19 protein-coding genes and 1 tRNA gene are annotated in these 12953 nt (G+C 57.5%); all 20 read left to right on the top strand.

All coding sequences use genetic code 11. The features are described from left to right. Positions 1 to 42: 42 nt before the first annotated feature. The 20 genes from ACQZ48_RS04395 (at position 43) to ACQZ48_RS04300 (ending at position 12874) form a co-directional block, all read left to right on the top strand. Entirely contained in the window at positions 43 to 255 is a 213-nt protein-coding gene (locus ACQZ48_RS04395) for a Cro/CI family transcriptional regulator (RefSeq protein WP_448728606.1), read from the top strand. Next, positions 252 to 413, top strand: coding sequence for a hypothetical protein (locus ACQZ48_RS04390; protein WP_448728605.1), 162 nt, complete (start codon positions 252 to 254; stop codon positions 411 to 413). The genes ACQZ48_RS04395 and ACQZ48_RS04390 overlap by 4 nt, the downstream gene beginning before the upstream one ends. After that, positions 413 to 1270, top strand: coding sequence for a hypothetical protein (locus ACQZ48_RS04385; RefSeq protein WP_448728604.1), 858 nt, complete (start codon positions 413 to 415; stop codon positions 1268 to 1270). The genes ACQZ48_RS04390 and ACQZ48_RS04385 overlap by 1 nt, the downstream gene beginning before the upstream one ends. Further along, a complete protein-coding gene (locus tag ACQZ48_RS04380) occupies positions 1267 to 1734 on the top strand; it encodes a hypothetical protein (protein ID WP_448728603.1) in 468 nt (155 codons plus the stop codon). Before ACQZ48_RS04385 ends, ACQZ48_RS04380 begins: the two co-directional genes overlap by 4 nt. A 1-nt stretch (position 1735) precedes the next feature. Then, positions 1736 to 2275 carry a hypothetical protein gene (locus ACQZ48_RS04375; protein ID WP_448728602.1) on the top strand — a complete coding sequence of 180 codons (540 nt, stop codon included), beginning with the start codon at positions 1736 to 1738 and terminating at the stop codon, positions 2273 to 2275. After that, a complete protein-coding gene (locus ACQZ48_RS04370) occupies positions 2272 to 2493 on the top strand; it encodes a hypothetical protein (protein ID WP_448728601.1) in 222 nt (73 codons plus the stop codon). Before ACQZ48_RS04375 ends, ACQZ48_RS04370 begins: the two co-directional genes overlap by 4 nt. Continuing rightward, positions 2493 to 2786 (top strand): ClpX C4-type zinc finger protein, encoded by a 294-nt coding sequence (locus ACQZ48_RS04365; protein WP_448728600.1) that lies wholly within the window; start codon positions 2493 to 2495, stop codon positions 2784 to 2786. The genes ACQZ48_RS04370 and ACQZ48_RS04365 overlap by 1 nt, the downstream gene beginning before the upstream one ends. A gap of 61 nt (positions 2787 to 2847) precedes the next feature. Further along, positions 2848 to 3744: a ribonuclease H family protein gene (locus ACQZ48_RS04360; RefSeq protein ID WP_448728599.1), complete on the top strand. Its 897-nt coding sequence runs from the start codon at positions 2848 to 2850 to the stop codon at positions 3742 to 3744. A 23-nt stretch (positions 3745 to 3767) separates the two neighbouring features. After that, positions 3768 to 4166, top strand: a complete 399-nt coding sequence (locus ACQZ48_RS04355; RefSeq protein ID WP_448728598.1) for a hypothetical protein — start codon at positions 3768 to 3770, stop codon at positions 4164 to 4166. After that, a complete protein-coding gene (locus ACQZ48_RS04350; RefSeq protein ID WP_448728597.1) occupies positions 4163 to 4777 on the top strand; it encodes a hypothetical protein in 615 nt (204 codons plus the stop codon). The genes ACQZ48_RS04355 and ACQZ48_RS04350 overlap by 4 nt, the downstream gene beginning before the upstream one ends. An 82-nt stretch (positions 4778 to 4859) precedes the next feature. Beyond that, positions 4860 to 4937: transfer RNA gene (locus ACQZ48_RS04345), tRNA-Met, on the top strand. Positions 4938 to 5717: 780 nt separating this feature from the next. Further along, positions 5718 to 5894, top strand: a complete 177-nt coding sequence (locus tag ACQZ48_RS04340) for a hypothetical protein (protein ID WP_160297377.1) — start codon at positions 5718 to 5720, stop codon at positions 5892 to 5894. A 180-nt stretch (positions 5895 to 6074) separates the two neighbouring features. Continuing rightward, on the top strand, positions 6075 to 6287 hold the full coding sequence (locus ACQZ48_RS04335) for a hypothetical protein (RefSeq protein WP_448728596.1): 213 nt from the start codon (positions 6075 to 6077) through the stop codon (positions 6285 to 6287). A 77-nt stretch (positions 6288 to 6364) separates the two neighbouring features. Then, entirely contained in the window at positions 6365 to 7132 is a 768-nt protein-coding gene (locus tag ACQZ48_RS04330; RefSeq protein WP_448728595.1) for a terminase small subunit, read from the top strand. After that, positions 7125 to 8570 carry a hypothetical protein gene (locus ACQZ48_RS04325; RefSeq protein ID WP_448728594.1) on the top strand — a complete coding sequence of 482 codons (1446 nt, stop codon included), beginning with the start codon at positions 7125 to 7127 and terminating at the stop codon, positions 8568 to 8570. Before ACQZ48_RS04330 ends, ACQZ48_RS04325 begins: the two co-directional genes overlap by 8 nt. A gap of 62 nt (positions 8571 to 8632) precedes the next feature. Continuing rightward, positions 8633 to 9076, top strand: coding sequence for a hypothetical protein (locus tag ACQZ48_RS04320; RefSeq protein WP_448728593.1), 444 nt, complete (start codon positions 8633 to 8635; stop codon positions 9074 to 9076). A gap of 61 nt (positions 9077 to 9137) precedes the next feature. Then, on the top strand, positions 9138 to 11309 hold the full coding sequence (locus ACQZ48_RS04315) for a hypothetical protein (protein WP_448728592.1): 2172 nt from the start codon (positions 9138 to 9140) through the stop codon (positions 11307 to 11309). Next, on the top strand, positions 11309 to 11605 hold the full coding sequence (locus ACQZ48_RS04310) for a hypothetical protein (protein ID WP_220359614.1): 297 nt from the start codon (positions 11309 to 11311) through the stop codon (positions 11603 to 11605). Before ACQZ48_RS04315 ends, ACQZ48_RS04310 begins: the two co-directional genes overlap by 1 nt. Further along, complete coding sequence (locus ACQZ48_RS04305) at positions 11602 to 11847, top strand: hypothetical protein (protein ID WP_448728591.1); 246 nt, start codon at positions 11602 to 11604, stop codon at positions 11845 to 11847. The genes ACQZ48_RS04310 and ACQZ48_RS04305 overlap by 4 nt, the downstream gene beginning before the upstream one ends. A 37-nt stretch (positions 11848 to 11884) precedes the next feature. Continuing rightward, positions 11885 to 12874 (top strand): hypothetical protein, encoded by a 990-nt coding sequence (locus ACQZ48_RS04300; RefSeq protein WP_448728590.1) that lies wholly within the window; start codon positions 11885 to 11887, stop codon positions 12872 to 12874. Positions 12875 to 12953: the final 79 nt, after the last annotated feature.

The following is a 12953-nucleotide window of genomic DNA, read 5'->3' as shown; positions in this document are numbered from 1 at the left end:
TGCTTTACTCCGGTGCATTAGCGTTAACTATGGAAGGCGCAGATGTCCCTCGAAAAAGCGATTAAAAATGTTGGTAGCGCGAAAGAACTCGCGCGCCGGCTCGGCGTTTCGGCGCAAGCCGTAAGTCAGTGGAAGAAGGTGCCGGCAGACCGAGTTCTTGCCGTTGAAAGGGTGTCAGGCGTCAATCGTTCCGATTTGCGCCCCGACCTTTACCCTTTCGAAATGCCTGTTCAGCCCGCGCAGGTGTCCCCATGAGCGCCACCGCCGCCGCCATCTGGCTTTCCAACCTCCCCACATGGCCACCGGAACCCGCCCAGGAGCTGGCGACACGGTTTGGCCTTTCTATGCCTCAGGCTCGTGCAGCCGTTGAGGAAGCTCGCAATATGAAGATGCTGCGGAGAGCTTTCGGCTGATGAGCACGACCGCAACAACATGGCTCAAAAGGCAGGTCATTCCCGACAGGACGCTTATGGCGATCCTGAAGGTGCTGTCGCGTTGCGCTGATGATGTTGGCGCCTGCGGCATCACCAGAGAAGAACTTGCCGATCGGCTTGATGTTGCGGAACGCACAGCCAGACGAGGGATCACCGCTTTGGAAACTCTCGGCCTCGTGTCCCGAAGCCGCCGGCAAGCGTCAGAACGGCGCGGTCGCGCTGCTGACCTCATCTGCCTGAAACTGGATCACGACTTCACCCTGACCAAGGAGCAAATCATGGGTGCCAAGCGTATGGGACCAACCGGACAAAATGTCCTGTTAAACGTTGGGGACCAACCGGACATTTTGACCGCTGGTCCCAAAGAAAAAATATCGCCTGCCCTATATAAAGAACGCGCGCGCAGCGTAATAGTGGAATCTTCACCGTTAAATTCCCCATCTTCTCTTGTCGTTTCAACTCACGTTCGATTTGATCGCGGTCGCTCAAAGTGGCGCGCAACGATCACGGCCATGGGCGTCACCATGGACTTGGGCAGGTTCGACACGGAAGACGAAGCAAAGGCATATGCGGATCAATCCGAGGCCGATGTTCGCCGCACATCCACCATGAAAGCCGGCACACCGTCGTTTCCGGTTATCGACCCCTCAAAAGCAAAACTGGACGCTCCTGCAATCGGCGCATGGCTGTTTGGCGATGACGAGGAGGATAACTGTGAAAACGGCGCTGGCGAAGCCAGTGCTTTGGGTCAAGGGACGAAGTTCCTTGCGGGTTTGGGCGGAGCCCATGAACCAACTGAGTATGACGCTGCGCGCGCGGGCGAGGTTCGGCAATGATCGCTCTCGCCACGATCGACAAGCTCGGCAAGCTTTTCCCGCGTCTTGCGAGTGACCATGACGGCGAAGTCGTCGCCACAGCACGAGCAATCATTCGCATCCTCGAAAAATCCGGTGCCTCACTGCACGACCTTGCCGGCGAGATGCAGCCGAAAGTGAGGGTCGTTGACCGTGTGGTTTACCGAGATCGGCCCGAGTCAAAGAAGCCGAAGGCGAGGAAGAAGGCTGAACCGCCACCGCCGCCGATGCCAGACCGCGTCAAGGTGGATTGGGAAGTCGTGATGAACTGGGCGCCGCACCTCGTCAGCGAATGTGACCTCAATGAAAAAGAGATTTTGTTCATCAACCAGGTGCTGGCTTGGGCGAAGCTTTACAAAAACAAGCTCACACTGACGCCAAGGCAGGCGGATTGGTGGGGCCGGATTCTGATCGAAAACGACATCAACCCGAACAAGGAAGCCTGAAATGACCCCAGAACGCTACGAAGAACTGAAGAATTACATCCGCGAAACGATCAGCGTCGATATGGCTCCTGAAGCCATGCAAAAGGCGTTCATGGAACGCTTCGGCAAGGAGAAATTCACGGATATCGAAAAGGCGATGGCTGAGGTCAACGCCGAACTGGAAAACGAGCGCGGCAAGCCCGCTATGGTTTTGCTTCCTGAGGGTTTCGATCTGATGGATTTGCCGGCTGGCTCCTACAAGGGATCGCTGACCGTCATCGACCAGGGCATTATCAAATGCGTTTCGGAAACGCTGAAGCGTCTTTCTGAAGGCTTCGATAAGGAGGCCAAATGGTTTGCCAAGGAGGTGCAGGAAGCGAGAGACAACGATTATGACGAGTCCGACAAGGACTTCTACCCTCTCCTGCCATTCCGAAAGAACGCCGATCTCCATCTCAGCAACCTAGAGCGCGGCTCCGAAATGCTTTCCCAGATCGTCGCCCAACTGACGCTTATCGGTGAGCAGTTCAATATTCCAGCAAAGACGGAGGCTGCAGAATGACCGCCACCGTTACAAAGCTGCCGACGGCGTCAACGTCGTTCTACGAGTTCCGCCAGAAGCGTCCCGGCTTCTGGGTTGGTGATCTCGTCACGCCATCCGTTCCGCGCGCCCTGCGAACCACGCTGGTTACGGGGCATGATCGTGATGCAGTGCTTGTAAGCATCAAGGACTCGGCCACGAGAACCCGCCGCCCCCTCAAAATCAAAAAGGGGGCATGATGTTTAGGATCATCTCCACCAAGAAGCTGCAGGAAATTCGAGCCGACGCATCCAAGCGCGTTGACGAGTTCATGCGGACGTCAGACGCAGCCATGGCGGCGAAGCGGAAGGCTGAAGAGGAACTGGAGGCCATAAAGGCCAAGCCCACCGTCTACTGCTCATTCTGCGGCAAGAGCGAGCATCGGGTAAAGACCCTGTTCGAAGGCCGCGGGAGCTTTATTTGCGACGAATGTGTCGAGGTCGCCATGGGCATCGTCATTGAGAAAAAACACAAAGCGAGGGCGGCGAAATGATCCTGCTCGAAATCATCAAGATTAAGCTGCAGCTGGTTGCCCGCAAATGGAGGCTCGCGCGATGACATACACGTTCCCGCCGTCGCTTTACCCGCTGCGCGACTATCTCAAAGGCCAAGGCGCAGACACGCGCGCTTTCGTCTCCGCCCGTCAGGCGGCCTTCATGGCGCAGCAGCTGCTCGGCACGCGCGTGAAGTTCCCCGACAAGGGCGCCGACATGACATCGACGCTCTTCCTGATCCAGAAAGCCGTGACCGAGAAAGGGATGTGCATGACACACATACCCTCAAGGGATTCGCGTGACACGAATACCCCGAAGGATGGCAAGAAAAAAGGTAACCGTCAGTTACCAAAAGCGAAATCGAATAAGCATAACAAAGACTTCAGTCCCGAGCGCTTTTCGCAAGGCGTGCACATCTTCTGTGATGGCGCGTCAGTTCCCAATCCTGGCGTAGGCGGTTGGGGTGTCGCTGTCTTCGAGGACGGCGTGGAAATCGCCTCGTTGCGCGGCGGCGATCCTGAAACCACGAACAATCAGATGGAGCTCGCCGGCCTGCTGAACGCGATCGAAAAGGCGAAGGCACTTTCGTCCAGTTTTGGTGAAAAGCCTATAACGATCTGGTGCGATAGCCAATATTGCGTCAACGGCGTGAACGACTGGCGCCATAAGTGGAAGCGCAACGGCTGGAAGAAGAGCCCTGCGGCAACCGAGCACGTTAAGAACGTGGATCTGTGGAGGGCGATCGATGAGGCGCTGTCAAATACGCCCCACAGCCGTATTTCAATCAAGTGGGTCAAAGGCCATGCCGACATTGCCGGCAATGAGCGCGCGGACGAACTGGCGGAACAAGGGCGTATGGAGGCCGAGACGCGCGGCCGGTGCGAGGATGAACTGTCTCTGCTCGATGCTGCCAATGACCTCGACGCCCGTTTCAAGCAAATCATGGGGGCAGTGTGAACCGGTCACCCAACGGCATCAACGTGCATCGCTTCCTTGAAGGTTACGGCGTCAAGGTGCTGCCGTATCATCTCAAGCGCGACCCGCGACCGGCCAATGTGGTCTATGGCGGACGTGAAGTTGCGCGACTGATGCGGAAGGACATCGACAGAACCGGAATAACCGTCCGCTGCATCCAGGCCAGCAATCCCGTTTGCTTCGATGATATCTATCTCTGGTCGATATGGCGGTTTCTTTCTGTCCATTTCCCCCAGAGCGAGGCAAGGGAAGCGATTGGCGCGTTTTCCGCTATCGATGTTGCCGAGATTAAGAAAGCCGCTCTGCGCCTCTCTGTTGGGGCCGGTGGATCACTCACAAAACAGTCTGTCGCTATCGGTATCGAGTTGGCGCGCGCCATTCTTCAGAAGGAACAAGCCGCATGAGCAAAAACGCATCCATGACCGAAGCGCAAAACGGCATTCTTGAGCGACTGATCGAGGCGTTCGAAACGGATATTGCCCTGCCGGTGCGCGTCGGTCCGCAGGCTTTCGGATCGTCCATGCCGGATTACATCCACACGCCGGCCGAGAACTTCGCCCGGGAGCGTGAGGACATCGCAGAGGGCGGCCGGTGGAAGAAAGACATGGTTGCCGCCGAGCGGCGCCGAACCGAACGCCGCGCCAAGTGTTCACGGGAACGGATATCGCGCATGGAAGAGGCCTTCGGCTGGATTAGGACCTTCATCTGGGATGACGAAGCCCGCCAGGTTCTGCTTGCCTATGCAGAGGTGAAGGCCCGCGGATGGGACTGGGGCCGATATTTGAACAACCGGAACCGCCGAAACCCGCAAAAAAAGGCGTGGGTTAAACGAACAGTGCAGCGCTGGATTGTTCGGTCTTTGCAGATAATTGAGGACAGCATTCGCCAGAGCGGAACAATCTGGCCCTTGGAGGCTGGTTTACAGGTGGCCCACGACGAGGCAAAACACACGGGCAAATCAATAAGATCGGGTTTGCGTTCGTGGACATCACCCGAAGAAATTCCCGCTGCATAGCGGATGACGAGCCGGGGTCCACATAGGTTTTGAAATCCGCCGCCAGCGTGAAGCTCGAAAGCGCGAGGCGGCATAAAGCAGATGTCGGTGTAGAGCAGCCCGGTAGATCGTCAGGCTCATAACCTGAAGGCCGCAGGTTCAAATCCTGCCACCGCAACCAAATTCGCCCGATGGGCACCGACAACAGAACCCCCGCCGCCTCTCCTTGGAAGAGCACCGTTGGTGGGTCATATTCGCCCAACAGGGCAACGGAATGCGAGGCGGCGTGGAAATTCGAAGACACGCAATGCGACTATAGCGGAAGTCCAAAAAGAACCGCAGCAAGGTAGGAAGGTTACCTACACGGCTCTGCAAGCCCGAAAGGGAAGCACCCCGTGAAAAACATCGCCGGGGTAGCGTCCGGCCCTCGCAGCAAATCAGGAAGGCGGGCATAGCTCGTGAAGGTTGGGGTTCGTGCCCGGCCGTTCCTTCCTGAAAGGGTTCGATGCAGGTGGAAACATCTGGAGAGACACGTCAGTGCGTGACGCGGGGAACCTGATGCAAAGGGTTCTGATGGCAGGCCGGATATGGATGCCGGGAAGCAGCGTCGGGCGGTTATGGTTGGGCGACGGCCATCGCCTCTTGTTCATTCGAGTGCTTGCCATATTGATTTAAGGCCCATGGCGAGGTCACGGTGAATCGGGGAATGAGCGGACCATGCAACTGCAAACATCACGCTCTGCATCGAATATATCCGTAAGCCTGTAGGCAGGCATGTATCACCCACCTGTCGCTAGTCGGCAGGCTCAGGACAAGGCGAGGCTCCAGTTTGGCTGTGCTTCGCTAGGTGTGGTCAGGGTATCGTCCCGAGCCTTTGCAGCGTTTCGACCGCTGGCCTGTCCTGCTTTTCACCAGCCCCGCCCGTAACAAGGTGGGGCTGCATTCGTTTCAGGAGATGAGCATGTTTGGCAAGCTGATTAGCACTGTGGTTGACGTTGCAACGCTCCCTGTCTCTGTCGCCGTGGATGCCGTCACTCTCGGTGGCGCGCTTGTCGACCGTGACGAGCCTTACACCGTCTCGAAAGCAAAACGCATCGGCAAAGAAGCCGGCAAGGTTATCGAAAAGCTGGCTGAGTAACCCGATGACACGGTTCCCGTACACGCGGCTGGCAATTGCCCGATTGTTCGCAAACCTTGCTCTCGTAGCTTTGCCCAAAGAGGAGCGCGGTTGCCTTGATGTGGGGTTCACCTTTGCGGATCTGCTGAAGCATCGAGCTTTCACCGTCCGGCCTCGTCAGTCTGATGCGCAGCCCACCCCATGACCACCACCGAGCAAGAGCGGGAGCCAAACCCGCAGATGATGTTTGGCGACCCTGTAAGCGGCTGGCACGACCATTTTGCATGGTTCCCGGTCCGCACATACGACCAGCGCCTTGTCTGGCTTCGCTGGGTACGGCGTCGGTGCATCCAGAAGCATCAGTATCTGTATGGCGGGCCGGACTTCTGGTGGCAGTATTACCTGCCATCCTAACCTCTTCATGGACGAGCGGACGATCCTAACCTCGTCAACCGGTACGAGGAACAAGGCTTTGCTCACGGCTTAGAACCATGCGCCGTCCGCTCGACAGGTGTTTCACCTGGCATATGGGGTGCAAAGCAAGGCAAACCGGATTTCATTCACGAAGGCGTCGAAACCTTATGACAGAGCTCACACCGAAACAGGCGGCATTCGTCAGGGAATACCTGATCGACCTCAATGCCACGCAGGCCGCCATCCGGGCTGGATACAGCAAAAAGAGCGCGGGCGCGGTTGGGTTTGAGAACCTAACGAAACCTGAAATTCAGAATGCCATAGCAGCGGCTCAGGAAGCCCGTGCAGAGCGTTTGGACATCACCGCCGATATGGTGCTTGCGCAGTGGTGGAAACTCGCCACAGCCGACCCTAATGCGATTGTGAGCCATCGCCGGATTTGCTGCCGATACTGCTGGGGCACCGATCACAAGTACCAGTGGCGCGCTACCGAATATCAGCGAGCCATGGAAGAGGCGGATGCAAAGGCGGAAGGCACGGGCGAGGCTCCGGAATACCCATCTGACGCCGGCGGCTATGGCTTCGATGGCACGAAGGAACCGAATGCCGAATGCCCGGAATGTCACGGTGAAGGCGTGGGCGAGGTTCACATCGCAGACACCCGCCACCTGAAAGGCGATGCGAAGGTCCTTTACGCGGGCGCCAAGCAGACGGCGAACGGTATCGAGATAAAGATGCGCGATCAGGACAAGGCGCTTGAACAGGTCGCAAAGCATCTGGGCATGTTCAAGGATGAGATCAACCTCGGCGGCAATGTCGTCATCAACGTGGTGAAACGTGGGTGAGATCAATCTTCCTCACGAGTGGGAGCCTCGGCACTACCAGCAGCCCGCGTGGGACAGCTGGATGGATGGCTGCAATCGGCAGCTTCTCGTCTGGCATCGCCGCGCAGGCAAGGACGACATAAACCTTCGACAGCACGCGGTGGCGGCTCATAATCGTGTCGGCACCTATTGGCACATGCTGCCGCAATACGCGCAGGCCCGTAAAGCCATCTGGGACGCGGTGAACCCCAGAACCGGGAAGAGGCGCATTGACGAGGCTTTCCCGCCTCAGATACGCGCCAGCACCCGCGACAACGACATGTTCATTCGCTTCAAGAACGGAGCGACGTGGCAGGTTGTTGGATCGGATAACTATGACGCCCTCGTTGGTACGCCACCTGTCGGCGTGACGGCTTCGGAATGGGCTCTGGCTGATCCTACCGCTTGGGGTTACCTGTCGCCTATCCTCGCGGAAAATGGCGGATGGGCATCGTTCATCACCACGCCTCGCGGTGGCAACCACGTCAAGAAGATGGTGGACCAGCATAAGGGCAACGTTTTCGACAAGCTGACGAACCCGAATGGGTGGTTTGTCCAAGTGCTGACGGCGGCCGATACCGGCGCAATCAGTCTTGAGGCGATCGAGGCGCAGCGCAAGGAATACGAAGCACTATTCGGTAAGGAGATTGCAGACCTTCTGATTGAGCAGGAATTCTACTGCTCGTTCAACGGGGCGATGATTGGTGCCTACTGGGGCGCAGAAGTCGCAGCAGCGGAGCGAGACGGCAGATTTAAGCCGGTTCCGATCGATGACCGTTACCCGGTCCATACGGTCTGGGACTTGGGAAAGGCCGCCAATAACCCGATCTGGTGCTTCCAGGTGATCCCCGGAGAGCCTGGGCCGCGGATCGTGGACTTCTACCGGCCCGAGACGGAAGACCTTGAGGAATGGTGCGCCTGGCTGAATGAGAAGGGGTACAAGGGGAACGACTATGTTCCTCACGATATCCTGCATCAGAACTGGGGGCAGAAGCGCAGCCGATCGGAAATGATGAGGCTGTGTGGTCGCAAGCCGAAGCCGATAACCATCACATCGGTAGCTGATGGCATCAACGCTGGTCGAATGACGATCAAGGTCGCAACGTTCCACGATGATGACGACGAGCGCGGCGACCGCATAGAGCTTGGAGTGTCTGGCCTCAAGAACTATCGGCGGGAATGGAATTCAGAGTTCAAGGTTTTCAGCCAGAACCCGGTCAAAGACTGGGCGGAGCATATCGGGTCATCGTTCCGGTATCTCGGTTTGGCGTGGAAAGAGGCAAAGGTGGAAGCTCCGCCGCCTCCGCCGAAGGATGAATTGAGACTGCAGGCAAACGCGGACGGCACCATCACCGGCAACATGACGCTCAAGGAGCAGATTGATGCGATGATCAAGCGCCGGAAGCGAGAGCGAAACTAGGAACCCATCAGGGCTGACGGCGTTGAAACAGTGCGTCGAAGTCCAGAAGCGAGGACTTCAAAATGAAAGAAGCTCAGAAGCAGGCTTACGAATCCATCAAGCGTCAGTGGAATGGCGGCGAACGTCGTCTCGCTGGTGCCCGCGCATCCGAACTCGTCTTCGGTGCCGGACGTAAGCCGGATGAAAAGCTGCTCGACCAACTGCGGGAAGAACTTCCCGGTATCGAACAGTTCATTTCCGCACCTGCCGGCGGCGCTGTCGTTGAACAGGTTCCGGACGAAGGCGGTAACCCGCTGACGAACCAGCCCCAGAGCAAGGACTCGGCAACCGGCAAGCCCAACCTTTCCAGCGATAAGGCAAAGGCTGAACAGAAGGCCGTCGACAAGGTTCTTGAGCCAGGCCGTAAGGCACGGGCAAAGGCTGCAAGCAAGGATGGCAAGGGCCCGGCGGGCGAAATCGTCTCGACCAAGCTTGACCCCGATCCCGACAATCCGACCAAGCCCTAACCGTCTCTCTCATCACCTTTCATAGGGTCCGCTCCGGCGGGCCTTTTCTTTTGGAGCGCTCATGGCCCGCAAACAGAAATACCTTGCGACCCCTGAAGGGAAAGCAAAGCGCGAGCTTGGCGCGAAGTGGATTGCCCGTGTTGAGGCCGCGTCGAAGCTGGAAAAAGAATGGCTTGATGACGCCCAGATAGCGACCAAAGCCTATACCAACGAAGAGAAGGCAGAAGACAACGAAAAGACGCTGGGCAAGCGTTATGATTTCAACATCCTGTTTTCGAACGTTGAAACCATCGTTCCGGCCGTCATCAACTCGTCGCCGGTTCCTGATATCCGCCGCCGCTTCAATGACCCTGATCCGGCTGCCCGCGTGGTTTCCGATATCCTTGAGCGTGCTATCTCGGTGCAGATCGATGACAGCCGCCTTCAGGTCGAGCTTGAAGCCGCTGCGCAGGATGCGTTCCTTGCTGGCCGCGGCATCGTGCGCATCAAGTTCCATGGCGATGTCGTGGGTGGTGAGCCTGATAAAGAGGAACTGGAAGATGCTGCAGATCGAACTGATGAAGCAACGAGCGGCGCAAAAGATGAAAGCTCTTATGGAGATGACTCCAGAGCAGCAGAAGACGCTTCTTCAGAAGACGGTGTTCGGTCGTCCGAACCCTCCTTCGACGCCGGCGGAAGTAGAGATAGCGAACTTAGTTCGCCTGAACGTCTCGAAAACGAGCGCATTAGCTTCGAAGCCGTAAGCTGGAAGGATTACCGGCACGGCCCGTCAAAGCGCTGGCAGGATCGCCCATGGGACGCTTTCAGGTTCGTTATCTCGAAGGATGACGAGCACGATTCTTTCGATAGCTCGCTTATCCGCAGCCAGTTCGATGAAAGCGAGACAAAGACCTGGACGGAGAGCGGAGAGGATATTTGCGGCTGGGAAATCTGGTGCAAGAAGACGAAGAAGGTCTATTTCGTTTCCGATAACGGGCTCATGCTCAAGGTCGTGGACGATCCGCTTGGCCTGTCGAATTTCTTTCCGGTGCCCACGCCTATGCAGCCGATCGAAATCACGGGCCGCCTGAAGCCGGTTAACCCGTTCTCGATCTATCGCAAGCTTGCCGATCAGCTGGACACGATTTCCAAGCGCATCGACGTGCTGACCAAGGCCATGAAGGTCAAAGGCTGGTATTCGGGCACGGAAGAGACGCTGAAGAGCGTTATCGACCTTGAGGATGATGAATTCGCGCCAATCACTGACGGCGAACTGTGGTCGAAGAGCGCCGGCGGCATTGCTGCCGCTATCGCCTTCTGGCCTATCGAGAAGTTCATCGTCGCTCTACAGCAGCTTTACAGTGCTCGCGAACAGACGAAGCAGGCAATTTATGAAATATCCGGCATCTCGGACATTGTTCGCGGTGCTTCGGTGGCCTCGGAGACGGCGACCGCCCAGCAGATCAAAAGCCAGTGGGGCTCTCTGCGCATCCAGAAGATGCAGCGCATGATGGAGCGCTATGCGCGCGACCTGTTCGTGATGATGACCGAAATCATCGCCACGCGGTTCACGTTCCAGACGCTGCAGGAGATGACCAGCATCCCCATCATGCCGACGCCAAACGACACGGCCGAGCAGATGCAGCAGAAGGCGTCAGTTATCGGCCTGCTTCGTGGCAAGCTGGCGACGTATTACCGGATCGACGTGGAGAGCGATTCCACCATCCGCGCCGATCTGACCCGGCAGAAGGCGGAAGTATCGCAGTTCCTGCAAGGTGCATCCGCATACTTCGCCGCGGTCGCTCCCCTTGTTCAGCAGGGTGCTTTGCCGGCGGATGCTGCCGTGGAAATCTTCGCCTCAACCTCGCGCATGTTCAATCTTGGCAAGTCTGTGGAAGACACGCTCGAAAAGATGGTCACGGATGCCAGGACGAAGGCCGATGCAGCGCGCAAAGCGGCCGATACAGGTCAAGGCGGCGCGCCGCAACCTGACCCAGCGCAGATAGACGCCCAGATCAAGACACAGGCGGCCCAGCAGAGCGAAGCGCGGCTTCAGGCGGAGTTTGACCAGCGGATGAGCCGAGAGCTCGCTAAGGCCAAATACGAGGACGCCAAGGCAGCGAAAGACCTCATCATCGCTGGCCTGAACGAGCAGCTGAAACAACTTGAGCTTCAGATCAGGCAGGCTGATCTGCAATTAAAGCAGCGACAACTCGGCATACCAGTGCCAGTTATGATGGAGGCGACGCAATAATGGCGGTCTACGTCAGCAGAAACGGCCAGATGGTCGACAAGGCTACCGGCGCACCGATGCTTTCTCCGGAAGAGCGGGCAAAGCCGGTGCCGGTGCCAATGATCATCAGCGATATTCCCGAATACCGGAGCCCGATTGACGGCCGGGTGATTAGCACTCGATCGGAACGGCGCGATGACCTGAAACGCAATGGCTGCGTCGAATATGAGCCATCCATGTCTCCGACCAAGGGGAAAATCCGAAACAAGGCCTTTGCTGCCAAGCGAGGGCTTCAGGTGAGTGAGGAATATCGATGACACGCATCATGCACGTTTGCTTTGCCATCACGGCAGCCGTCTTTGCGGTAATCTTTCTCGTCGCCATCATCGTGTTTGGTGATGTCTGGGCCCGCAATATTGCCATCGGCGCCGCTTTCCTAGCGTGCGCCTCGCAGTTTGCCGGCCAGGACGAGCAAGCCTACCGCGTCTCCCGTTATTTCGCCTGGGCGGCCTTCGCTGCTGCTCTTGCTGCCTATGCCTGCCTGATTTTCGGCCGGTAACAGCCCACCTTCCAAGACCGAACAAGGAACTTTTGCGATGAGCGTCGAAGAACTCAACGCGCAGTCAAACGATGCTGCGCATGTAGACCCCGGCATGATCAACACGGATGTTAGCGAAGACGAAGCCCTCGCGGCTGCGTTCGATCGCGCGTCCGGTTCTGGTTCGTCTCGGGATGAGGGCGGCCGGTTCAAATCGAATGCCGCTGATAATGCCGCCGGCGACGGTGCAGACGAACCACTGGAAGGTGGTGAGGGAGAGGGAGACGCGGCCGGTGATACTTCGACGCCTCCGGCTGGCGTTCCTCTCCCGTCAAGCTGGCGCGGCAAAGAGGCCCTGTGGGGCAAAATCCCTGATGACGTGAAGGAAGACCTTCGCGCCCATCAGGAAGAGCTTCACAAGACGCTTTCCCAGCAGGGGCAGGCGCTCTCAACGTTCAAGCCCGTCATGGACGTGTTTGCCAACTACAAGGAATATTTCGGCGGTGGCCGTGGCAACTACAAGCCACACGAGGCCGTCGATTACCTGTTCAACCTTCAGCGCCAGATGGATGATAATCCGATCGAAACGCTGATGACGATTGCCGACACCTACGAACTGCGCCCCCAGCTTCAGCAGATGTTCGGCGGCGCGGGTGAAGGTGGCAACGCTAACACTGAAACGCTCTTGAAGACGATCAGCCGACTGGAGAACACCATCCGCGAGATGAGTGACCCGTCGCGGATCGATGAGCGCATCACCACGAAATTGATTGAGGATCGCGAGGAAAAGGAAATCGATGATCTGCTGGGCCGCACGTCGAAAGACATGCCGCTCTATGACCAGATTCCCGAGCCTGACCTTGTGAGCTTCATTCATATGGCAAAGCAGAAGCTCGGTGGTTCCGCCTCGAAAGAGGCCGTTCTGAAGCGGGCTTACGACATGGCCGTAAACGCAGACCCCGACTTGAGGGCAAAGGCTGCCGCGTTGAAGAACGCCGCAGGTGACGACCTGAACCGCACCGGATTTACCGGAGACCGTTTGGTTTAAGTTATGCGGCCAATGCTGGTGCGTCCAGCATGGCGTAGTATCGTTCCTCGGCCTCTGCAGGCGGAATGTTTCCAATGGG

Source organism: Agrobacterium sp. 22-209-1 (assembly GCF_053522485.1).
Note: the sequence above shows the minus strand (reverse complement) of the source record. Positions and strands in the feature narration are given on the sequence as shown.